Here is a 23,379-nt window from a genome sequence, read left to right as displayed (position 1 = left end):
AGTATAAATTTGAAATATGAAAAAATATTATGTAATATTAGGAGCTATCCTATGTCTGTTACAAGTAGAAATATCAGGCCAGGATACACTTAGAATTGAGGACATTTTTAAGAAAGGGAAGAAACAAAGTTCTGGGCAACAAAATAACCGCAAAAAAACTACTAATCTGGAGATTGAGAATTCAGCAATTTCTTTAGCTATAGCAATAGATCCCTATATTATGGTGGTAGAAACACGATACCAGATCACCAAAGACGGCAAATACTATGGAAAAGAAGATCTGCCATACTATGGCAAAAAGTTAGGGATTGCATTTGCACAGGGAAGAGAATTGTGGATGGACCCATTAATGGTAAAACCTTGGACTATAGATCCTGATTTTGAGAATTACAAAACTGAATATGATGCTGAACTCCAAGAAATGTTGATAACGTCTGTTAAGTATGGTAAAAAATATGAGGTTTCAGGGAAAGATGCTGCCAGCAGAATCAACTCAAATGGCTTTGGAGTAACTTCAACAGGAGGCAAGACTTATATTGGTTTAACAAGGTCTACAAGTCAGACGCCGAGTGGAATGTTGATTCTATATTTTTTAGGAGTTTATAATAACCCTGACTCACTAGTAAAAAAAGTGATATTCATGAGTCCGGAATGGAATGAGGGGAGGGCAATGATAACTACTCCAAAGGATAGTGGATTCCTGGGTGGTGTTTATATGGAGTGTGTTCCCCAAGATGGAAAGATTCTATTCAGATTTGCGGGTATGGTAGTTGGAAACCTTAAAAATCCTTCCACAAAAGAAATATTATCCATAATTGCGAGTCCAGCTGAGAACCAAAAGCCACCAGAAAGGCAAGAGGCCCCTTCTAAGGAAACCAATATGGACAGACCCCAGCTGCAAGAAGTGGACAAAAAAGGAAAAGGCGGTAGTTCGAAAAAATGAATTCATTGTCACATACACTAGCTGCCGGAAGATCTTTTCAGGTTTATGGACTTACTGACATCGGTTGTGTAAGGGATCATAATGAAGATGATTATAGAATATGCTATGATCTTAATGAGAATATGTGGGGACATAGTCCGGAAGAAGGTTCTCCACTTGGTGCAAAAGGTGCACTGTTAATTTTGGCAGATGGGATGGGAGGAGCTGAGGCAGGAGAGGTGGCCTCTAGAATTGCAGTAGAAGGAATACGCCAATATTTCTCCCTAACGGCAATAGAGGATCAAATTTCTGAGGAATCAGTAAGAAAACATTTACAGGCAGCTTTTAATAAAGTATATGAGGAACTTTCTATTCAGGCAAGTCACAATCCTATGCTTGCTAGAATGGGTACTACACTAACAGTTGCTTGGATATTTCCAGAAATGCTATACCTCTCATGGATTGGAGACAGTAGGGCATATCTATACAATCCAAATGGAATTCGCGATTACGATCCAACATATTACATGGATTGTAGTACAAAATTGCGCATACTAACTGAGGACCATTCCTTGGTATGGGAAAAGGTAAAGCAGACCCAGGGTCGCTATACTCGTGAGGAGGCTCGACTTTCAGGAGAGAGTAACATCATAATGAGATGTTTAGGAAACGATCACCACCATGAAGTTCCTGATATCACAGGACCGATTCATTTGTCCAGTGGGGATATGCTCCTGCTGTGTAGTGATGGGTTAAACTCCATGCTTTCAGATTCTCAGCTAGAGGCTGTATTTGATCCAAAGAATTCCCTTTCTGAAAACTGTCATCAGCTGGTCAGTGCAGCAAATAAAGCCGGAGGAAGAGATAACATCACTGTTATACTTTCCTCTTTTGTTGATAATGCAGGATTAGCCCCTGAATTTCTACACCACAAAAAAGGTTTTACAATTTCCCAGCAACCTGTATATCCAACCTTGAAGCAAGGTTTAAATAAAAAACCAAGGAAGAAAATTTTATTGGTCACGGTCATTTTTCTATTTATAATAATAACAACAATTATTTTGACACTAATTCGAAAACAAACTTTGCCAATTATAGATAAACAGAATCTGTCTATCAGCGAAATGTTGGATTCCGTTTCAAATATTCACACAGAACAAGAAAAAAAAGAAGAATATCAAGACAAAGAAAATCCCAAAGAAAGTCGAAGTAGAAATTCCAAACCAATCTTGCCAAACAATTCTATTCAAACAATTGACAATCATACTGTTGATTCAATTAATAGATCAAATACCAACGACACATCAAATGTAAAATCAAATGAATTTAAAGATAAAAGTGACCAAAATAAACTTCCGAGACTTAGTGAGCATAAACAGAAGCAAAACTCAAAATTTCTAAATTCAAATAAGGTAATATTTGAGATGACAAATTGCTTTAAGGATGAAAAAAGTATATTTAATTCAGCCCCTATGGAAAGGACAGTACGCGAAGGTTTATTTTATTATGAATTTAATACAAAAAAAGGGTACAGAGCTTTCAGATTAGCATGTAACGAGAAGGAAATATCTATAGAAATAGAAAAATACAGCGGGAAAATGGAAGTTGAATATTTTTTACATGAGGGAAAGAAACAAAAGGATGAATCAGATGACTTCATTAGAATTAAATCCATTAAATTGAAAGAAAAAGATCGTCTTCGGTTAATAGATGAGCTGAACAAATAAAAAATAAACACTCATGAACAGTAAACAAGATGTGAAAGATTACAATATTTTGTTGCGAATAATTTTATTTCTAGGTTCTATTTTAGGGTATTCTTGTCAATCAAATATTGGATTAGACCAGAAAGCATACAATAATTTCAGCATAAATGGAGACAGTCTAACTCCGATTATTTTAATGGGAAATTTTCTGATTGGTGACAGTAATCATTGTTACAAGATTCAATTGGGAGATACTATAAAATTGAAAAGTATGGCCATCCATCCATCAGAACAATGGATGGTCGGAGGAAAGAACTATGATACTAAAGATTTGGAAATCAAAGCAGTTAATTCAGGAATTCTAATGGTAAAAAAAATTAATGAGTCAGGAATGATTATAGCATCAAAGTGCATTTACGTCAGACCTGCAGATGAAAAAGGTAGTTTGCTCAAAGACCCAGGAACCAAAGAAGTTAGATCCAATAATTTTAAATCACAAGTAATAGACTGTAAAAAATTATACTTTACCAACAGTAGATTTGACGCCACCATTAGTGGCTTGCCTGACGGAGATTACGAAGTAATTTTGCTGGAAGATGAGAAAATTAAGTTGTATAAGTTAAATTCAAAAAATGAAGAAGCAAACTTTAAGTTAGCACAATCATACCCTATTCGGCCAAATATAAAAATCAAAAGTCTAACAAGCTTACAGAATAAAAAAATAAAATGCGTATTTTAAAGCCAAATTAATAAGTATCACAATGAAGTCCATTATCAAATTTTTACCCTTACTTTTAGTTATCTTAACTCATTCCACAGTTTATTGCCAGGCACCTACATTTGCCGAAATAGAGCAAAGAACTCTTGAAAAAGCAAGAGAACTTGGTGACCTTTTGAAAATCATCGGCGATAAGAACAATGATCGACACATCCGTCAAAACGCCAAGGATATGGCTATGGACCTTTTTGAAAGCGACACCAATAAAATTGAAGTGATTTCAAAAGTTTCTAAAAAAAGAGAAACTATGGATATCAGAAAGTATTTAAATCGCTTAGAGGGTTTAAAACAATACGAAGATGTGCAAATCGAATGGAAATACATTCAGGTCATTGAAGATGTCAAACAAAAAGAAGATGGAAGTTATTATGGTAGATTACGTGTTTATCAAATCTTTGAAGGACTTGGGAAAGATGGTAAGCCCATGTATAAGGACATAACAGAAAAAGATATTGAAGTTAAATTGAAAGACCAGCAGGTTGAAACCGGACAAGGTCCGGGGAAAGCTTATTTTGATTTAAAATTTGGTGACATCACAGTTTTTAGACTTCTAGATGATTCTGATCGTAAGAAACCATGATTCTGATTAAAAAGATATTATTCTTTTGTTTTGTACTTGTACTCGCAATGCCGAGTATAGCTCAAACACATGTGCACTATATTAAGAAAGCTGATAACTTTATTAAGAATTTTCTATCTCAATTAAACAATATTCATGATAATGCATTTTCCGAAGTGATTCTTGAAAGTGAATCTGTCAACATAATACTTGAGGAAATGATCAAAGACAGGGATAAAACATTACTTTATGATAATATTTCAAGATCCTATATTAACAATAATTATAAAACAGTCCAGGACTATATGGACAGCTATATTACCTATTTTAAATCTAACCTCAACAAACTACCGGGAAAATATTCGGTTCAGAATTCTCTAGGCACGTTTAAGGAAGATACAGTATACAAGGACACAAGTGGTCTGCATAAAGTATGTATGTCCTCAAGGATTGTCAGTATACATTATGTCAATCATGAAGGAAGTATATTGCACCGCTCGGATACTATAACTTTCTATATCCTGTTTGAGATGGGGAATTCAAACACCAGGTGGATTATTGGTTCGGAGAAATATAGAAGCAGGTCATCAGTTGCAAAAATACCTGATACTGATGGCGATGGAATTCTAAATGATAGAGATAGATTATTTGACCAAAAAGATCTTAGCCCTTCAGAAAAAGGTTCCTTAAAAAAGAAAGGATACCCTGAGGATATCATACCAATTGAAATCAAACAAGAAAGATATCCAGAAATTATAATTCCAGTTACTTTGGAAATAAAGGAATTGTTGAGAAAACGCAATCATGAATTCATACTGGACTATGAAACCAGATTCGAAAGCAACTTTAGTTCTAGGGAGTTGGCAGAACTTACCGGAAAAGAGAAACTTCATATTAACATCAAGCTTGCCTTAAACAGGTTAACCAAAACTTTAATAGTGCAGACCGTTGTATCAGATTTAATCTTTCAGGACGGAATAGAAGTCCCTCTTAATTCTATATCTAAAAAATCGGAGGGCAGTATAGATCAAAAGGATCTGGTACTTGAATACAAAATAGATTTAAACCAACAGGAAAAGTTAATACAATATTTAAAAACTAAAAAGAAATGAAATACATTATTTTACTTCTATTGCTTCTGATATTTCAACTCAACCTCATTGGACAAAATCTTCAAGCTGATTTGGTGTTGTTGGGATCATCGGGATCTAGCCTGAAATATTCGCCAGCCAATTGGAATGTATCATTCTCGATTGGAGAATTGATTGTCACTCCTGTTGTTGCAAACTACAGAGCAGGATTTCAACAAACTTATACTAATAACAGCAATCCTCCAGTCACCCCGTCCAAGGATGATTACAATCCAGTGGTTACACCAAACAATGATGGTTATAATGATGTCTTTAGCGTTGACCCACCTTTAATTGGACAAGTTGATTTTCATGTTTATGACAAATGGGGAACTCGTGTTTATGTAGAAAATAATTTTGATAACTCTTGGGAAGGAATTGACAATCAAGGTCAATCATTGTATGGAGGAGTCTATGGCTACCTTATATTAGACAAACAAGGAAATACTATCTATAAAGGAACTATTACTTTATACAGATAACATTATAAATTCAAAAATTAGATTCTAGAAAAAATGGGACTCAGGAATTTAATAATAACATTAGTTATCATACTTTTTAATCCAAATTGGATTATTTCCCAATGCTTTCCGCCTTCTGCTGATAAATGTGAGGATGCAAAGCTCATTTGCTCTCTTGATGAATTGAATGGATATACTTGTCAAAATCCAAATTATTCCAATCCAACAGGATGTATTCCACTGTGTCCTACTGGCGGTGGAGCACATAATACTGGTTGGTGGGCCTTTGTCTGTGACGGCGGCCCTGTGACCCTTTCCATTACTTTTAGTAATTGCTCAATTAATGGGACAGGAGTTCAAATGGGTATTTGGGGTGATTGTGATTGTAATGAATCCATTCAATGTAATCCGGCGTGTAATGGAGCAGGGTCGTTTACTTTATCCGGTAATCTTACTCCTTGTAAAACATACTATCTATTTGTTGATGGATGCTCCGGAGATATTTGTGATTTCACAATTACAACTTTCGGGGGAACAATACCTATCATAGATATTTCTGGGCCTGAGGTAGTTTGTGTCGAAGCGTGCAATATTGAATATACCATAAACATAGATAAATTTTGCATCCTAACTTATCTATGGACCATTGATGGAATTGAAATTGGAAATGGGTTAGAAAGAGTAAATCTTGATTTCCCTGATGAAGGAGATTTTGAATTGTGCGTTACACCCTTTATTGGCAATAATCCAACCGGCTCTACATGTTACCTAAACGTATGTAAAAAAATAATGGTACGACCTAATTCTGATAGATATGGTGAGACAATATTCATTTCAAATACAGCAACTCCATACTTTTGGCAAGGCATTCAGATTACTGAAACTGGTTCCTATAGGAAAACATTTTTTGAATTAAAAACATGCTGTACATATGATTCTATTGTAAATTTCGTAGTTTATTCTGATAATAATTTGGACATAATCATTACGCCAAATGATGACGGCTTCAATGATTATTTTCAAATTGATTTACCTTTTACAGAACCAGTCGATTTTCATGTATATGATAAATGGGGCACAAGGGTGTTTTATGAATCAAATTTTATAAACCGCTGGTTTGGAAAAAACAATAATGGAGAAATATTGAACATTGGCGTTTATTCATATCTAGTAACTAATAAAACGGAGAAAATTATACAAAAAGGAACTATAACTATTAAAAATAATTAAATGAAAACATCAGTCTTTATTACTCTTTCAATCATTTGTTCTTGCTTTCAATTTTCGTCAGCACAATCATTTCCAGCTAAATTCAATTACCAGGTCTCAATAAGGCATGATAATGGTGATCCGATATCAGATAGAATGGTAAGTTTTAAAATTTATATTTTAGAAAATAGAAATGATACATTAAATGCAGCCTATCGTGAAGAACATAAGGATGTATCGACTAAATTTGGTACCGCATCTTTTATGATTGGTGATGGTACAAACCTGAAGAATTCTCTCATGGCTGTTCCATTCCATCTTAAAACCTTCTTTATTAAAGTTCAAATTGATCAAAACAACGGTACACAATACAAGGATTTTGTAACTACACAACTCATCAGTGTTCCTTATGCAATGGTGGCCTCGCAATTAAGTCAAAATAATGCCAAACCAGGTGATGTGTTAAAATGGAATGGTACTAAATGGATTCCTATCCCTGATACTTCATCGACAGGAGGTGGAGGTTCATCTTTGTTTGGGGACGTGACCGGGTCCGTCACAAATAACAAAGTTGAAAAAATCCAAAACAGAACTGTTGCATCTACTCTACCGACTTTAGGACAAGTACTTAAATGGAATGGATTACAATGGGCGCCAGATTCTGATGATACAGTGGGAGGGGCAATTAATCTAAACGGCGATGTTACTGGCTCACCTACCTCCAATAAAGTTGAAAAAATTCAAGGAACTTCCATATCCACCCAAAAACCAAAAAAAGACCAATACCTTAAGTTTGATGGTAGCCAGTGGATACCGGTTGACTTGCTCGCACTTCCTTCATCACAACATTATGTTGGTGAATTGTTTGGAGGAGGTATAGTGTTTCATGTTTATAAGGACAATTCAGGAGTAGAACATGGGTTAATAGTTTGCCTGGATACTAAAAGAGCTCGTTGGAGTAAAATCACTAATGTTTCAATTGGATCGGCTGCGAATAGCACATTTAAGGGAACTGAAAACACAATTGCAATTGCCAGCCAGACGGATAATGATGACGGTGCAGCATTTTTTGCTAACAGCGCTGTGGATAAAGGATATACAGATTGGTATTTACCCGCTTTGGATGAATTAAATTTAATAAGTCAAGCAAGATTTACATTAAATAAAATTTTGGAATCAGACACAGATCCAAATACTAATGGATTTGGAGTTAATCAGTTTTGGACGAGTACAGAAGCAGGATCAAATAATGCTTGGGCGTATAATTTTGGAGAAATTGCGGCAAGTGCAGAGAGTAAATTTTCTATGTATAATTATAGAATTATAAGGAAGTTTTAACAATAAAAAATTAATTTTATAAAGATTTGAATCTCATAACTTATATAGGCTATGTAAAAATTAATCTCCTGACTATAAATAATAAGAATTTAATACTTTCTGAATTTTCTTATTTAATTACGATATTATTTGTGAAAATTCTTGAGATGCCTTTCTTCAAAAAAAAACTTTTCATTCTACCAAAATTTCAAAAATATCAAAATGCCTGAGATAACAATTCAAAATAGTACTATAACCATAAAATAAATTAAATGAAAACATCAGTCTTTATTACTCTTATAATCTTAACTTTCTACTGTCAATTTTCGTTAGCACAAACATTTCCAGCTAAATTCAATTACCAGGTTTCAATAAGGGATGATAAGGGTGCTGCCATCTCTGATAGACTTGTCAGCTTTAGGATTTCAATTATTGAAAATCAAAATACACCAAATATTTATGCATATAAAGAAGAGCATAAGGATGTCTCGACAAAATTTGGTATTGCTTCATTTGTCATAGGAGATAGTCCAAATAAAACTGGTATGATAGAGAACGTTCTCTTTCAATCCAAAGCTTACCATATCCGTGTGGAAATCGATGAAAATAATGGATCAAATTATAAAGATCTTGTAACTGCACAACTGGTTAGTGTTCCGTACGCAATGGTTGCATCTCAATTATCGCAAAATGGAGCAGGAAAAGATCAAGTTTTAAAATGGGATGGAAATAAATGGATACCTGCTGATGATCAGAAAGGAACTGGAACTGTGGGGGGAATCACTCAAATTAATACAGGTCAGGGACTTGAGGGGGGACCTATCTCAACATCCGGAACCATTTCATTAAAAAATACTTATGTAAATCCTGGTACTTATGGTAACGCTAATCAAATTCCTCAAATTTTAATCAATTCTACCGGACAAATTATTAATGCGGTCAACATTCCTATAAGTAGTAATTCTGGAGGCACAATCACCAAAATTGAAACTGGTACTGGTCTTCAAGGTGGGCCAATTACTGACTCTGGGACAATTTCAATTGCAAATACAAATGTGACATCTGGTACTTATGGTTCTTCCTCATCAATTCCAAGAATAACTGTTAACTCACAAGGTCAAATTACCAATGTCTCAAATGAAAACATTAGTCCTGGCGGAACACAATTATGGCAAGGTGTAAACATAAATGACATAATCAATTCTAACCCAGGCAAGGTTTTCATTGGAAACTCAAAGGCCCATGGTGAATTTTGGGTACAAAGAATGAATAGTCCAAGTAATGATAATAATTCAATCTTTGCTGGCTACGTGCCGCCAACTTCAAATACAAATCTTGGACCATATGCACATATAGGGATTGTTGATAGACGGATTAGCCAAAGGGCTGATATGATTCGAGCAGGTTTCAGATTAAATGTTAATTTAGGTTCAATGTATGAAATGTGGGCTCAACTAAAAAACTTTGTAATAGACCATCCAAAGTATTCTGACAGTTTGATTGTTTACACATGCATAGAGGGACCGGAAGCAGCAGTATACGAAAGAGGTACTGCGCAGCTGGTAAATGGAAGAGCTGAGGTAAAGTTTTCCGAACATTTCAGACTGATTATAAATTCAGGCACTCTTACGATCAACCTGACACCTATATCCTTAGAATCAAAAGGACTTGCTATCATCAGTCGAGGTGAGAGTGGATTTACACTAGGCGAATTATTTGAAGGTACCGGAAACTATGAATTCGATTGGGAAGTAAAGGCAGTCCGTAAGGGATTGGAAAACATTCGTGTTGTTCGTCATGTTAGCGAATATCAAATTAATTCTGAATCACCAAAAGAATGAATATGAAAAACAAACTTCTTTTTTTTCCATTTGCATTTGTTTTGACACAACTGCACGGTCAATTGATACCAATTTCTTATAATCTAAATAATAAAGAATTGGTAAACATCGCATTACTAAATACGGAAAAAATCAAATATCCCTTCAGCACACGTCACGAAGCAATGCTTATGCATCGATCGCAATGGACAGGATTGGAACAAGGTCCAAAGTGGAGTGGATTGGCATATAACTTATACCTAGATGAAAACGCAAGAACCGGGGGAAGTTTATATTATGAGTCATTTGGTGCTATCCGATCTTTTTTTTTCTCAGGAAATTATGCTTATGAAATTAATATCAATGAAAATAATATAATCTCCGGAGGCGGCATTCTTCGTTACAACTTGAACCAACTGAATACAGGAAAAACAGCAATCAGGAATCCCGGAGATCCTTTACTTGCAGAAAATCCATCCTCGTCAAACCTTAGTTTTTCTCCAGGAATATGTTTTACTAGCATATTCCCAGAATCGGATATTTCTTTTGTTTTGGGAGGTTCATTTCACAATGTCCTTTCTGTGGGCTTCTCAAAAGAAAAGCTTGCCACTCCAATAAAGGCCTTGGTGCTTCACAGCTCACTAATCAAGTTTTTATCCCCCGGGTTTAAAGAAGTGAGTTCTATTGAGTTTGGGTTTGTATATAGATCTTATAACTATATTTCAGATGATATTCACCTCTATGGAAAATATAATTGGAAGGGATATCTAAGCATGAGGCCAGGAATTCGATTTGGCACAGCCCAGGGATTCAGATTCCATGCCGCACATCTAGACATCGGAGCTCCACTTGGAAATTTATTTAATTTAAAAAATCTTGGGGTTGATTTGAATTACGTTTTTGAGCTGCCATTTACAGCAAATTCATCCGCATTTGGAACTACACATGAAATATGTCTAACATCATTATTTTAACATCCGTATTAGAATTTAAAAAAATTTGGGATGAAACCATAAATGTAAAATGTATTAATATATTGGTTTGGCAGATTGAAAAAAGATAAAGTCCACCAATCTGGATTTTTATTGTTGAAGCATAACAAAAATAAAATACATTTTTAATATCCGTAGCTTCTAATTTTAATCAAGCATATTAATATTATAAAATGCTTTAACCATAGTTCTAATCGGCTCAAACTCTATTAGATTTGACAAAATTTTACGGTGGTAAAAAATATATCTACGGACTTCCACTAATTCACCTTCATAAAACTTTCTATTTTTACCCTTTAATTATAAGGTATGGTCACTAATGATTTTTCTAATGCACACTTTTTTAAAGAACTGGGAAAACAATTCCACAGTGGTGATGCGGAAGTTCTGAAGGAAAAAATTAATGACCTGAGGTTGTTGTTAAAATACCATGAGTGGAAGTATTATGTAGACAATGACCCGGTTATATCAGATTTTGAATACGATCAATTGTATAAATTACTGGAAAGAACCGAAAGTATCCACCCTGATTGGATTACAGAAGACTCTCCCACACAAAGGGTGTCAAGCGATCTCAGTACCAGACAGGAATCAGTCAGCCATCTTGCGCCCATGCTTTCTTTGGACAATACCTACAATCTGATTGATTTGGAAGACTTTGATAAAAGGATAAAAAAATTATGCTCCATTCCTGAAAATGAAAATTTGGAATATCTGGTAGAACCGAAATTTGATGGCGGTAGTATGGCCGTTGTATACGAAAACGATTTGCTGGTAAGAGCCGCCACAAGGGGCGATGGGCAAAAAGGGGAAGAAATGACCCCTAATGCAAGAACAATCAGATCCTTACCGCTCAGCGCACCCTTTTCTTCCTATGGAATAAAGAAGGCTGAACTGAGAGGGGAAGCCATCATACGCAAAGATGTTTTTGTTAAGATCAACCAGGATCGTGAACAAGACGGTCTATCCCTGCTGGCAAATCCTAGAAATGCAGCCACCGGTGTAATGCGGACGAAAGATCCCGTAGAAACCGCTTCCCGCAAATTAGATGTGTTCATTTTTCAATTGGGATTTGCCATAGATGAAAATGGTGAAAACAAATTGCTTGATTTTAAAAATCAGGAAGACCTCATTGATCTGGTCCAAAACCTGGGATTTTTAGTACCCAAAATTGAGAAAAAAAAATGCACCGGTATTAAAGAAGTTTTTGATTTTATAAATTATTGGGCCATCAAACGCGATTCATATGACTACGAACTGGATGGAATGGTCATCAAGTTAAATGACCTTGGCTTGCAAGAACAATGTGGATATACAGCTCACCATCCACGTTGGGCGGTAGCTTATAAATTTCAAGCCAAACAGGCTACTTCTGTTTTACTTCAAGTAGATTTTCAAATTGGAAAAATTGGTTCCATCACACCGGTCGCCAAAATAGAACCCGTGCAATTGGCGGGTGTCACGGTGTCTTCGATCTCCTTACACAATGAAGATTTTATCCGCACCAAGGATATTTTTCTAAGGGATACCGTATTAGTAGAAAGAGCAGGAGACGTTATCCCATATATTGTAAAATCTTTTCCGGAATTAAGAGGAGAAGATGCCACTCCAATTGTTTTTCCTTCCGTCTGTCCGGATTGTAAAACCAAACTCGTTAGAGAAGAAGATGAAGCTGCCTGGAGGTGCCCAAATTTTCATTGCCCTTCGCAAGTTATTCAAAGATTAATTCATCATGTTTCAAAAGATGCCATGAACATTGATGGTTTAGGTGCGTCTTTGATAGAACGTTTTTATGAACTTGGCTGGATTAAAAATATGGCAGACATCTATCGACTGGATTATGATGCCATCAGCAGATTAGAAGGCATGGGTCTTAAATCTGCCGATAAATTAAGAATGTCAGTTTCTATTGCCAAACAAAATCCCATTCACAGATTACTGCACGGTTTATGCATTCACCATCTCGGAAAAAAAATTAGCAAGCTCATCGCGGAGCATCTGGACTACGTCCCCAATCTATTTGACTGGACCATGGAAAATTATACCGCAATTAAAGACGTAGGTCCTGTTGTTGGAGAAAACATCATAGCTTTCTTCCAGGATCCGGAAAACAAAAAGATGTTGAAAGAAATGGAACTTCTGGGCGTCAATATGCTGCAGACGGAGGAGGACAAACCAAAGTTACAAAATCAGGATGGCGTGTTTTCTGGTAAGACTATTTTGTTTACCGGTACCTTGAGCCAAATGGACAGACGAAAAGCGCAGGAATTGGCTGAAAAAGCGGGTGCTAAAATCTTGTCTGCAGTCAGTGGTCACTTGAATATTTTGGTAGTGGGTACAGATGCCGGTTCTAAACTGGAAAAGGCTAAAAAAATAGGGACTGTTGAAATCCTAACCGAAGAAGAATTTTTATCAAGGATTGGCTAGGAATTTACAACTTAAAGACTTGCTTGTTCGTTATCAATGACTATTTCATACTTTTGCCAAAAATTAAGAAAAGATGCTCACCCAGTTTAAATCAGATGTAGAAGCCATAGATGCACTTGCCCAATCTTATAAGGATTTAAGCCAGGAAATTTCTAAGGTCATAGTCGGTCAAAATGATGTAGTAAGGGCTTCCATTATCTCTTTGTTCAGCAATGGACATAGTTTGTTGGTTGGAGTGCCGGGACTTGCTAAAACTTTGCTCATCAATACGCTGGCACAAGTACTCGACCTTAGCTTCAAAAGGATTCAGTTCACTCCTGATTTAATGCCTTCTGACATTACCGGATCAGAAATCCTGGATGAAGACAGACATTTTAGATTTAACCGCGGTCCACTGTTTGCGAATATTGTTCTGGCCGACGAGATCAACAGGACCCCTCCCAAAACGCAGGCTGCACTTCTGGAGGCCATGCAGGAAAGAATTGTTACCGTCAGTGGTACCAGACATGTTTTGCCAAATCCTTTTTTCGTTTTGGCGACTCAAAATCCCATTGAACAAGAAGGAACCTACCCGCTCCCTGAAGCACAATTAGACCGATTTATGTTCAACATTCCTTTGGATTATCCAAGCTATGAGGAAGAACTGAATGTGGTAAAACAAACCACCATGTTTCAGAAGACTGAATTAAAATCCATTTTGAGCGCAGAGCAAATCCTTTACTATCAGCAAGTTATCAGAAAAATCCCAATTGCGGACAATGTTCTGGAATATGCCGTTAGCCTTGCTTCCAGAACCAGACCTAAGACCGAAAGGGCTACCAAAGAAGTAAATACCTATGTCAGTTGGGGAGCAGGTCCCCGGGCTTCGCAAAATTTGGTGTTGGGAGCAAAATGTTATGGAGCCCTAAAAGGCAAATATTCACCGGACATTGAGGATGTGCAAGCAATTGCCGGATTGGTACTCAGACACCGGATTGTTGTAAATTATAAAGCTGAAGCAGATGGCCTTGGGGTAGACCAGCTCATCAAAACCCTCTTATAATCCCGTTTATTTCATTTTTTTTAGTTTGAAAATACTTAATTGTATTATATTTGCGGTCCAATTTTAAGTGCTTACTTATGAAAAAAGATATTCATCCTTCAAACTACCGCTACGTTGTATTCAAAGACTTCTCTTGCAACGAAGCTTTTTTGACAAAATCCTGCACTGCTACCAAGGAAACTATTCAATGGGAAGATGGTAATGAATATCCTTTAATCAGATTGGAGATATCCAGTAAATCTCACCCTTTCTTTACTGGAAAAATGAAGTTCATTGATACAGCCGGTCGAATTGATAAATTCAACAAGAAATTCGGCAAATTCAATAAGAACTCATAATTTGGGCTGGGTATAAAATTTACCCGCCAAATGAAAATCATCCTTGTAGATCCGGTTTCCTCCATTACCTTATGGCCTCTTTCACAAACCAGGCCTGTTGCTGATATTAGGGTTGGGATTCTGACCGTTGCAGAAAAGTGGGAGAAAATTACCAGTCTGCCGGTTTCACATCTTTGCCCATCTGTTTTAGCTTCCTTGTACCCCATCGACCTTTCTACCGAAAATCTTTTTGTTCATGGATCTGTTTTGCCGGATGAGCGATTTTTTAAAACGGTTCTGGATTTAAAAAACGGACAGGCCATCAAAAATCAAAAAGGTATTTGGCTGGCTGCTAAAATGGACGAATCGCAAAGCCTGGATTGGGTTGAAAGATATCTTTTGGGAAAAGATTTTCCCGCCCACCTTGCTTTTGTCCCTCCATACGAACAAGAACTTAATATTCTGGCATTTCCATGGCAAATCTTCCAACTGAATGGGATAGAACATGAGAAAGACTATAATTTAATTACCCTTGGACGAGACAGCCAAAGCCTGGATAAATCAAATCAGGTATTCGGAGACAGGATCTTCCTCGAAGAAGGAGCAATTGTCCATTGCAGTATACTAAACAGCACAACCGGATCCATATACATTGGTAAAAATGCAGAAATCATGGAAGGTTGTACAGTGCGAGGATCGCTTGCTTTGTGTGAAGGGTCGGTCCTCAAGATGGGTGCAAAAATTTATGGCCCCACAACGATTGGCCCGGGATCAAAAGTCGGCGGTGAAATTCAGAACAGCGTCCTTCAGGCAAACTCCAATAAAGCACATGATGGATATCTAGGCAATTCCGTCATAGGTGAATGGTGTAATCTGGGCGCCGATACGAATATTTCGAATTTAAAAAATACCTATCAGGAGGTAAAACTCTGGAATTACTCCAAAGAATCATTTGTCAAAACCAACAGTATTTTTTGTGGAATGATTATGGGGGATCATGCCAAATGTGGAATCAACACCATGTTTAATACAGGAACGGTAGTAGGGGTTGGCGCCAATGTTTTTGGTGCCGGATATCCAAGGCAATTTATTCCGGATTTTGCCTGGGGTGGGGCTTCGGGATTCAGCACCTTTGGCATGGATAAATTTCTTGAAACTGCCAAAGCAGTGATGCTAAGAAGAAATCAATCACTGAATGAAAACTACCAATTGCTGTTGGAGCAGGTTTTCTTTTCCACTTCAAAATTCCGAACCTGGGAAAAATAATTCCCACTTAAATCATTTGGATTTTGTAAAATTATTGCCGACAATGAACTGGCCTCTGGTGTGAATCAATTCGCATTTCCAGTTATAATTTGTTGTTTGGAGTAATTGGAAAATTGAATGAAAGTTTTAATCTAACCAAATTGACAGTTCTTGACGATATTTGTTGAAATCTATATGATATGGGACGCTCCGCTTTCTACAATACAATCAGAAAATTAACCGCCCTTCTGTGTTTTATCATTCTTTTATCCCATCATATCCAATCCAATGCTCAAGTAGTACAACCACCCAAGGGAGACATTTACAAAGACGATGTGGTACCAAGAATGGATGTACGCATTAATCCTGACTCACTTAAATGGATACTTGACCCGGTAAATAAAGAAAGTGATCAAACTTTTAAAAGTGACTTTTTCTTTGACAATGGACAAAAGAAAGATACCTTTTTAAACATAGGTTTTGGTTTAAGGGGAAATACCTCTCGAAACTCACCAAAAAAATCTTTCAAAATTTCTTTCAGCGATTTTTCCAAGGAAGGAAAATTCCATGGTCTTGAAAAAATTAATTTAAATGCTGAAACCAATGACCCGACTCTTTCACGTTCCACCATGTGCTGGGCTTTCGCTTCAAAAATCGGATTGCCTGCCGCCAGGGTAAATCATATTCAACTGTTTATTAATGACTCCTTTTATGGATTGTACACCAATGTAGAACACATTGACGAAGAGTTTATGGAAATTAGATTTGGCAATAAAGATGGTAGTCTTTATAAATGTCTTTATCCGGCGGACTTGTTGTATAAAGGTGCCGATCCAAATTTCTACAAAGAAGAATTTTCAGGAAGGAGGGCGTATGAACTTCAGGGGAAAGAAGGTCCTGATGCTTATAAAGACCTTGTCCATCTTCTATATATCTTAAACAATACACCGTCCGCTCAGTTAAGCTGCGAGTTAGAAAAGGTATTAGATGTAGATCAGGTGATCAGATATTTGGTATTTGAAATTCTGATAGGGCAGTGGGATGGATTGATTTACAACAAGAATAATTTCTTTTTATATTACAATACTCGAAATTCAAAATTTCAAATCATCCCTTATGATTTGGACAATACTTTAGGTATTGATTGGATTGGCAGAGACTGGCCAAATAGAAATATTTACAATTGGCACAATTCTTCACAACTAAGACCATTGTACACCAAACTTCTTGCTGTACCACAGTACAAGGAAAGGTTTAGCTTCTATTTAAAAAAATATTTGGATTCACTTTTTAATGAATCACAATTCAGACTTCAGGCAAATTTGCTGATACAACAACTCAAGCCGTATGTTGAAAAAGATTCGTTTTATCCTTTGGCAAACGGATTTACGACAATGGATTTTCAAAACGGTTTTGAAAATGCATTGCCCTTCAGTCATTTACCCAACGGAATTCTATCCTATGTAATAAAAAGAGTGAATGCAGCAAGATCACAATTATCATTTGGTCGTCTTGCGCCTATTGTCAGAAATGTAAAAAATAATCTTCCTCAACCCGGAGAACAAGTTTGGGTCAATGCAGAAATAGAAGATGATGGATCTTCTGTTCAGGTGAATCTGTGTTACAGATTTTCGCAATCAGGGTCTTTTACCTGCATCCCCATGTTGGACGATGGAAATCAGCATGACAAAAACGCAAAAGATTTGATTTATGGTGCAATCATTGAGGGTCCAAAATCTAACAGCATGCTGGAATATTACATCAAATCTACTGACCAGTCATCCAATGAAACCACCTGGCCATCTTGTGGCTACCAGATAATTAATATAGGAAAATCCAAAAGCGACTTAGTTATTAATGAAATATGTGCATCAAACCAAAGCATCCTAAAAGATGAATTTGGCGAATTTGATGATTGGATTGAATTGTACAATAAAGGAACCATGTCCATTTATCTCGGAGATAAATTTCTCTCTGACGATAAAAATAATTCTACCAAATGGAAGCTGCCTTCTGTCTCATTGGCTCCCGGACAGTATCTGATTATTTGGGCTGACAACGACGCAAAACAAGGAAGTAATCACACTAACTTCAAATTAGATGCTGCCGGGGAATACATTGGATTATTCGACAGTGAATCTAATTTGTTTGGATTAATGGATGAAATAGAATTTCCTGCACAGGACAACAACGGTGCTTTTGCACGTGTACCCAATGGGATAGGTACATTTCAAAAATATACACCCAGCCCAGGTAGAAATAATACTGCCAAGCGATACCAACAATCCTTCCGGGAAAAGCATCTTTTCAGTGTACCCAAATCCTTGCAGCAGCTTAATATTTATTAAGAGTTCGACTGTTTTTCAAAAAATTGTACTTTATGATCTCTGCGGGAGAAAAATTTATCAGACTTATGTTACAAAACAGGAAGTACCTCTTCCTAAATTGTTGGATGGAATTTATATCCTTACTGCATTAAGTGATGACGACAAGGTTATTGGCAGGGAGAAAATTGTTGTCAGAAATTAAATTCTTCCAATTCGATTTCTAATGAATGTACGCATCAGTCTTTTGGACAATGTATTTCAAATTCCAAAGCTTCCGAAAATAAGTAAAAATTGAAACCAATTTGACAACAGTAAAATTGTTAGATTTGAGAATTAGAAATCTAATTTCCTTTGGCAATACAAATTATCACCTAATAATAAAATGTTTGCCTAATAGAATAATCTTGATAAAAAAAATTGATGACATATACATATAAGCTTTAGGCTATAACTAAATGATTAAGGTAATCAACTTAATTAATAAGTTCAATCGGTAACATCTTCTTATTAATCAATGCAATAGGAAAACTTTTACTATTTATAACATAGTTCTTATAATCACCTTTTTGGACCGATACAAATATACCTTTACACTTAGGAAATTCCATTAGATCAGATGAGGATATTGTGTATGAACCATTATCCGGAACAAGGAATCTTTTTACCATACTGTCTCCGGATAAATTTGGATCAAACAGAATATTGTATTCCAAATCAAAAGTTAATTCAATTAGTACTCCCTTGTCATTTAAAGGATTAGAATCAGTTGTCCATTCCAATGTAAACCCTGAAGATTTTGAAACTATTGAACCTATTGTAGGAGAAATTACGGTAAAATCATGAGGCATGTATAATGTATAATTTTGGCCGTAATTAGTTGATGAAATTCCAATATTAATATTTGAACCAAAATATTGATTATTGGTATTTGGAAATATTCCATTGATATTACCATTTTGATTTGCAAGGACAACAATATTTCCAGGTGAGATTGTTAGTGTATTGACCTCTCCTTTGCTACTTGCGTTAACCATCAATTTTGAATTTTCAAAATTGATAAACCCTCCCCCATATCCATCTTCCCCAATCTCTAAAAAATTCACAAGATTTTGAACTAAAATTGAATCTCCATTTAAATTGTAAGTCTGTCCGATAACCGAACCTATAGCATAACTTAAGATGCTATTCGCCTCTGGCTTTGAGCAACCTAAAAAAATAAATGGGAAAAATATCGATATTATATAAATTTTCATAAAATGAATTTTAAAAATGAAATGATAACTTAACAGAGACCTATTGTTTCGATGGCACTTTCATTAATTTCAAGGTCCAACTTGACATGTTCAGCTGAACTATTAACATTGCCCTCCCAGTACCAAATTGATCGAGGATATTTACCACCAATTGTACCTCTGCAATAACCTGTGTGAAAACATGGTTCAAATAATTTTACCACAATTTTAATATTGCCATCAGGTATTTTACCTTCAAATGAACCGAAGACATTGCATTTAACATTTTTTTGGTTTGGATCTCCTAAATTTACACTTCCAATTGAGGTACCGTTATCTGCATTATAAATTGAAATTGTTCCATACCAACTATCTGTAGAAAGAGATTTCGTAAATAGATTTCTATTTTGCAACCCTGGTAGTGCCCAATGACAAGTTCTGCAGCCCATCAAATCTGAAGCTGAATTAGCACAATATGCTGTATTGATAATATCACACCTCGGATCTCCAGTATTTGTATTTCTCAAATATTGAGAAAAAGTTAACCTTAACTCAAATGTACGCGTCCAGTTTTCAGGATTATTTGATGAACTTTTTTTACACTTACCTTGTGTTAAGACGGAAAATAACAGTAAGGCAATTAAAAATTTCAAATAAATTCTTGCATTCATATAGCATGATTTGTAGATTACATTTACTAAAATAAGTAATATCGAAAACTATTTATAATAATAATTTGAACTTTAACTAAATTTTAACATTTCAGACAACTTTTTTTTAGCAGAAATTTCTTTGTTGACTTAAGGAATTTAAACGTGAATTTTCCAACTATAAATAAAGCAACTTAAAGAAAGAGGGATATAGACTTTTAGTAAGAATTTAAAATACTGCACATTAATCCAAATGGCTCTACCTAAAAAGTTATCTAATTTCTGCCTTTGTTTAAAGGATTGTTAACTTACCTATTAGAAGGTTTGTTAATCCAATATTCTGAAAAAACTGTTTTACCCTTCAAAATTACTATCAAAAGTAGAAACGTCAGGCAGTATAATAATAAAATTACATTTTCATTGCCTAATATCGGGTGTTGTATCGGACGATATTTAATTACTAATGAAGAAAAAAATATTAATACAACCAACCGAATAGCATAATACCAATACCTTTTGAATTTAAAATCCAATAAAATCAATATCACATTGACCGTTAAAGCTGATAAGAAAAGGAATAAAAAACTTGCAGGTGTCATAGAATCAAATTGGATCAAAAGATTTACAAATTTTCCATCTAAGAGCACCATTAAACTGGCAGTCATGTAAAAATAAATTATACTATTTAAAATTAAAAGCAAAAGCCACAGATTAATTAAAAGAAAGCTTTGTTCAATCATTCGATCTGATACAAACTAGATTTTGAGAGGTATTTTGTCTGGCTGGATGGACAATTAACGTAGAGACTAAACCATCAGACTTATCCAGTCTAAGCTATTTAAAATGGGCCCATGATTAAATCAAGTATTCTAGATTGCACTTCCAAATTTGTAAGCCAAGCAACAGAATTGAGAGAATTGGATCAATTGGTTCATTAAAATAAAAAAGCCTTGTAATGCAAGATGCTTAACAAGGCTTAATTGTAAAAAAAAAAAAAAACGGCGGCGACCTACTCTCCCGGAATAACCAGTACCATCGGCGCAGCAGGGCTTAACTTCTCTGTTCGGAATGGGAAGAGGTGGGACCCCTGCGCTAAAGCCACCTAAAACTTTTGGTATACGGATCAATGAGCCGCTCTCCACCGGAATGGAGAAACCAATAATTTAATCCAAATGAATGGATGATATTATTTGTATTATTTGAAACATTATTCAAATAAAAAAAAAGGTTGGATGAGAAAATGATGCTGTTTAGTGAAAAGAATAAAAAAAGGAAGCTAAGGGGTAATTAGTACTACTCAGCTGAACGTATTACTACGCTTACACCTATAGCCTATCAACGTAGTAGTCTTCTACGACCCCAGTAACACTCATCTTAAGGATAGCTTCGCGCTTAGATGCTTTCAGCGCTTATCTAGTCCGTACATAGCTACTCTGCGCTGCACCTGGCGGCACAACAGATACACTAGCGGTACGTCCGACTCGGTCCTCTCGTACTAGAGTCAGCTCCCTTCAATGTTACAACGCCCACCACAGATAGAGACCGAACTGTCTTGCGACGTTCTGAACCCAGTTCACGTGCCACTTTAATCGGCGAACAGCCGAACCCTTGGGACCTTCTCCAGCCCCAGGATGTGACGAACCGACATCGAGGTGCCAAACCTCCCCGTCGATATGAGCTCTTGGGGGAGATCAGCCTGTTATCCCCGGCGTACCTTTTATCCTTTGAGCGATGGCCCTTCCATGCGGAACCACCGGATCACTTTAGCCTACTTTCGTACCTGATCGATCCGTCGATCTCTCAGTCAAGCGCCCTTATACTAATACGCTCTGCGCATGATTACCAACCATGCTGAGGGCACCTTTGCAAGCCTCCGTTACTTTTTAGGAGGCGACCACCCCAGTCAAACTACCCACCACACACTGTCCCCCGTTGGTACGGGGTTAGAACCTAAATATAGGAAGGGTGGTATTTCAAGGACGACTCCACGACCACTAGCGTGACCGCTTCAAAGTCTCCCACCTATCCTACACATCCTATATTCAAGCACAATGTGAAGTTGTAGTAAAGGTGCACGGGGTCTTTTCGTCCCGTGGCGGGTAACCGGCATCTTCACCGATACTTCAATTTCACCGAGCTCATGGCTGAGACAGTGCCCAGATCGTTACACCATTCGTGCAGGTCGGAACTTACCCGACAAGGAATTTCGCTACCTTAGGACCGTTATAGTTACGGCCGCCGTTTACTGGGGCTTCAGTCAAGAGCTTCGCCTTGCGACTAACCCCCTTCCTTAACCTTCCAGCACCGGGCAGGTGTCAGACCCTATACTTCATCTTTCGATTTTGCAGAGTCCTGTGTTTTTGCTAAACAGTCGCCTGGGCCATTTCTCTGCGCCCCCAACGAATTGGGGGGTCTCTTTTCCCGAAGTTACGAGACTAATTTGCCTAGTTCCTTAGCCATGACTCACTCGAGCGCCTGAGTATATTCTACTCGACTACCTGTGTCGGTTTACGGTACGGGCTGTATATATCTGAAGCTTAGAGGTTTTTCTTGGAAGCCTGCTTGGAGTCACTATCACATCACCCCGGAGGGATCAGTGTACTATCATGTTTCAGTTCACCGGCGGATTTGCCTACCGGATCAACACCTACGCACTTTAACCAACTATTCCGTAAGTTGGCGGACTTTACGCTCCTTCGTCACCCCATCGCAATATACACAGGTGCTGGAATATTAACCAGCTTGCCATCGGCTTCGCCTCTCGGCTATACCTTAGGACCCGACTAACCCTGATCTGATTAGCATAGATCGAGGAACCCTTAGTCTTACGGCGAATAAGTTTTCCACTTATTTAATCGTTACTTATGCCTACATTTTCTTTTCCAGAAACTCCACCATATCTCACGATACAACTTCAATGTCGCTGGAATGCTCCCCTACCAGTGATTTCTAAAAGAAATCAATCCATAGCTTCGGTGATAAGTTTGATGCCCGATCATTTTCCGCGCAGAAACGCTCGACTAGTGAGCTGTTACGCACTCTTTAAATGAATGGCTGCTTCCAAGCCAACATCCTAGCTGTCATAGCATCTCCACTTCGTTTGTTCAACTTAACTTATACTTAGGGACCTTAGCTGATGGTCTGGGTTGTTTCCCTCTCGGCGATGGACCTTAGCACCCACCGCCTCACTGCTGGATACATGTCACGGCATTCGGAGTTCGTCAGGGGTTGGTAGGTGGTGAAAC

The 23,379-nt window shown here is 36.8% G+C and carries 18 protein-coding genes and 2 rRNA genes (1 of these 20 running past the window's edge); 16 read left to right on the top strand and 4 right to left on the bottom strand.

The window, feature by feature from the left end; all coding sequences use genetic code 11:
• Window positions 1–16: 16 nt before the first annotated feature.
• The 16 genes from IPJ53_03475 to IPJ53_03400 all read left to right on the top strand — a co-directional run bounded on the left by IPJ53_03475 (window position 17) and on the right by IPJ53_03400 (window position 18,454).
• Window positions 17–943 carry a hypothetical protein gene (locus tag IPJ53_03475; protein ID MBK7798149.1) on the top strand — a complete coding sequence of 309 codons (927 nt, stop codon included), beginning with the start codon at window positions 17–19 and terminating at the stop codon, window positions 941–943.
• A complete protein-coding gene (locus IPJ53_03470; protein ID MBK7798148.1) occupies window positions 940–2,649 on the top strand; it encodes a serine/threonine-protein phosphatase in 1,710 nt (569 codons plus the stop codon). The genes IPJ53_03475 and IPJ53_03470 overlap by 4 nt, the downstream gene beginning before the upstream one ends.
• 13 nt (window positions 2,650–2,662) lie before the next feature.
• Entirely contained in the window at window positions 2,663–3,367 is a 705-nt protein-coding gene (locus IPJ53_03465) for a hypothetical protein (protein ID MBK7798147.1), read from the top strand.
• A gap of 22 nt (window positions 3,368–3,389) precedes the next feature.
• Complete coding sequence (locus tag IPJ53_03460; protein MBK7798146.1) at window positions 3,390–3,986, top strand: hypothetical protein; 597 nt, start codon at window positions 3,390–3,392, stop codon at window positions 3,984–3,986.
• Complete coding sequence (locus IPJ53_03455) at window positions 3,983–5,077, top strand: hypothetical protein (GenBank protein MBK7798145.1); 1,095 nt, start codon at window positions 3,983–3,985, stop codon at window positions 5,075–5,077. The genes IPJ53_03460 and IPJ53_03455 overlap by 4 nt, the downstream gene beginning before the upstream one ends.
• Window positions 5,074–5,577, top strand: a complete 504-nt coding sequence (locus IPJ53_03450; protein MBK7798144.1) for a gliding motility-associated C-terminal domain-containing protein — start codon at window positions 5,074–5,076, stop codon at window positions 5,575–5,577. Before IPJ53_03455 ends, IPJ53_03450 begins: the two co-directional genes overlap by 4 nt.
• Window positions 5,578–5,610: 33 nt before the next feature.
• Window positions 5,611–6,786: a gliding motility-associated C-terminal domain-containing protein gene (locus tag IPJ53_03445; GenBank protein MBK7798143.1), complete on the top strand. Its 1,176-nt coding sequence runs from the start codon at window positions 5,611–5,613 to the stop codon at window positions 6,784–6,786.
• A complete protein-coding gene (locus tag IPJ53_03440; GenBank protein ID MBK7798142.1) occupies window positions 6,787–8,103 on the top strand; it encodes a DUF1566 domain-containing protein in 1,317 nt (438 codons plus the stop codon).
• Between the two features lie 251 nt (window positions 8,104–8,354).
• Window positions 8,355–9,923, top strand: a complete 1,569-nt coding sequence (locus IPJ53_03435; protein MBK7798141.1) for a hypothetical protein — start codon at window positions 8,355–8,357, stop codon at window positions 9,921–9,923.
• A gap of 2 nt (window positions 9,924–9,925) precedes the next feature.
• Window positions 9,926–10,876 carry a type IX secretion system membrane protein PorP/SprF gene (locus IPJ53_03430; protein ID MBK7798140.1) on the top strand — a complete coding sequence of 317 codons (951 nt, stop codon included), beginning with the start codon at window positions 9,926–9,928 and terminating at the stop codon, window positions 10,874–10,876.
• Window positions 10,877–11,203: 327 nt separating this feature from the next.
• Window positions 11,204–13,321, top strand: coding sequence for an NAD-dependent DNA ligase LigA (gene ligA / locus IPJ53_03425; GenBank protein MBK7798139.1), 2,118 nt, complete (start codon window positions 11,204–11,206; stop codon window positions 13,319–13,321).
• A 73-nt stretch (window positions 13,322–13,394) separates the two neighbouring features.
• On the top strand, window positions 13,395–14,363 hold the full coding sequence (locus tag IPJ53_03420; GenBank protein ID MBK7798138.1) for an AAA family ATPase: 969 nt from the start codon (window positions 13,395–13,397) through the stop codon (window positions 14,361–14,363).
• Between the two features lie 77 nt (window positions 14,364–14,440).
• Window positions 14,441–14,701, top strand: coding sequence for a type B 50S ribosomal protein L31 (locus tag IPJ53_03415; protein MBK7798137.1), 261 nt, complete (start codon window positions 14,441–14,443; stop codon window positions 14,699–14,701).
• A gap of 30 nt (window positions 14,702–14,731) precedes the next feature.
• Window positions 14,732–15,946 carry a glucose-1-phosphate thymidylyltransferase gene (locus IPJ53_03410; GenBank protein MBK7798136.1) on the top strand — a complete coding sequence of 405 codons (1,215 nt, stop codon included), beginning with the start codon at window positions 14,732–14,734 and terminating at the stop codon, window positions 15,944–15,946.
• 179 nt (window positions 15,947–16,125) lie between these two features.
• A complete protein-coding gene (locus IPJ53_03405; protein MBK7798135.1) occupies window positions 16,126–18,273 on the top strand; it encodes a CotH kinase family protein in 2,148 nt (715 codons plus the stop codon).
• Window positions 18,236–18,454: a T9SS type A sorting domain-containing protein gene (locus IPJ53_03400; protein ID MBK7798134.1), complete on the top strand. Its 219-nt coding sequence runs from the start codon at window positions 18,236–18,238 to the stop codon at window positions 18,452–18,454. The genes IPJ53_03405 and IPJ53_03400 overlap by 38 nt, the downstream gene beginning before the upstream one ends.
• A 271-nt stretch (window positions 18,455–18,725) precedes the next feature.
• Here IPJ53_03400 and IPJ53_03395 read toward each other — a convergent pair whose 3' ends face one another.
• From IPJ53_03395 to IPJ53_03380, 4 genes are all read right to left on the bottom strand, one after another.
• Window positions 18,726–19,505, bottom strand: a complete 780-nt coding sequence (locus IPJ53_03395) for a hypothetical protein (GenBank protein ID MBK7798133.1) — start codon at window positions 19,503–19,505, stop codon at window positions 18,726–18,728.
• A gap of 29 nt (window positions 19,506–19,534) precedes the next feature.
• Entirely contained in the window at window positions 19,535–20,155 is a 621-nt protein-coding gene (locus IPJ53_03390; GenBank protein MBK7798132.1) for a hypothetical protein, read from the bottom strand.
• A gap of 975 nt (window positions 20,156–21,130) precedes the next feature.
• Window positions 21,131–21,240: ribosomal RNA gene (gene rrf, locus IPJ53_03385) — 5S ribosomal RNA — on the bottom strand.
• 161 nt (window positions 21,241–21,401) lie between these two features.
• Window positions 21,402–23,379, bottom strand: a 23S ribosomal RNA gene (locus IPJ53_03380) (it continues 916 nt past the right edge of the window).

The organism is Candidatus Vicinibacter affinis (assembly GCA_016714365.1).
Taxonomy (GTDB): Bacteria; Bacteroidota; Bacteroidia; order Chitinophagales; family Saprospiraceae; genus Vicinibacter; species Vicinibacter affinis.
This window is presented reverse-complemented; position numbering and strand designations above follow the sequence as displayed.

Coding starts and splice junctions, on each gene's coding strand:
- IPJ53_03475 (MBK7798149.1), top strand. CDS start 17: ATGAAAAAATATTATGTAATATTAGGAGCTATCCTATGTCTGTTACAA.
- IPJ53_03470 (MBK7798148.1), top strand. CDS start 940: ATGAATTCATTGTCACATACACTAGCTGCCGGAAGATCTTTTCAGGTT.
- IPJ53_03465 (MBK7798147.1), top strand. CDS start 2,663: ATGAACAGTAAACAAGATGTGAAAGATTACAATATTTTGTTGCGAATA.
- IPJ53_03460 (MBK7798146.1), top strand. CDS start 3,390: ATGAAGTCCATTATCAAATTTTTACCCTTACTTTTAGTTATCTTAACT.
- IPJ53_03455 (MBK7798145.1), top strand. CDS start 3,983: ATGATTCTGATTAAAAAGATATTATTCTTTTGTTTTGTACTTGTACTC.
- IPJ53_03450 (MBK7798144.1), top strand. CDS start 5,074: ATGAAATACATTATTTTACTTCTATTGCTTCTGATATTTCAACTCAAC.
- IPJ53_03445 (MBK7798143.1), top strand. CDS start 5,611: ATGGGACTCAGGAATTTAATAATAACATTAGTTATCATACTTTTTAAT.
- IPJ53_03440 (MBK7798142.1), top strand. CDS start 6,787: ATGAAAACATCAGTCTTTATTACTCTTTCAATCATTTGTTCTTGCTTT.
- IPJ53_03435 (MBK7798141.1), top strand. CDS start 8,355: ATGAAAACATCAGTCTTTATTACTCTTATAATCTTAACTTTCTACTGT.
- IPJ53_03430 (MBK7798140.1), top strand. CDS start 9,926: ATGAAAAACAAACTTCTTTTTTTTCCATTTGCATTTGTTTTGACACAA.
- ligA (MBK7798139.1), top strand. CDS start 11,204: ATGGTCACTAATGATTTTTCTAATGCACACTTTTTTAAAGAACTGGGA.
- IPJ53_03420 (MBK7798138.1), top strand. CDS start 13,395: ATGCTCACCCAGTTTAAATCAGATGTAGAAGCCATAGATGCACTTGCC.
- IPJ53_03415 (MBK7798137.1), top strand. CDS start 14,441: ATGAAAAAAGATATTCATCCTTCAAACTACCGCTACGTTGTATTCAAA.
- IPJ53_03410 (MBK7798136.1), top strand. CDS start 14,732: ATGAAAATCATCCTTGTAGATCCGGTTTCCTCCATTACCTTATGGCCT.
- IPJ53_03405 (MBK7798135.1), top strand. CDS start 16,126: ATGGGACGCTCCGCTTTCTACAATACAATCAGAAAATTAACCGCCCTT.
- IPJ53_03395 (MBK7798133.1), bottom strand. CDS start 19,505: ATGAAAATTTATATAATATCGATATTTTTCCCATTTATTTTTTTAGGT.
- IPJ53_03390 (MBK7798132.1), bottom strand. CDS start 20,155: ATGAATGCAAGAATTTATTTGAAATTTTTAATTGCCTTACTGTTATTT.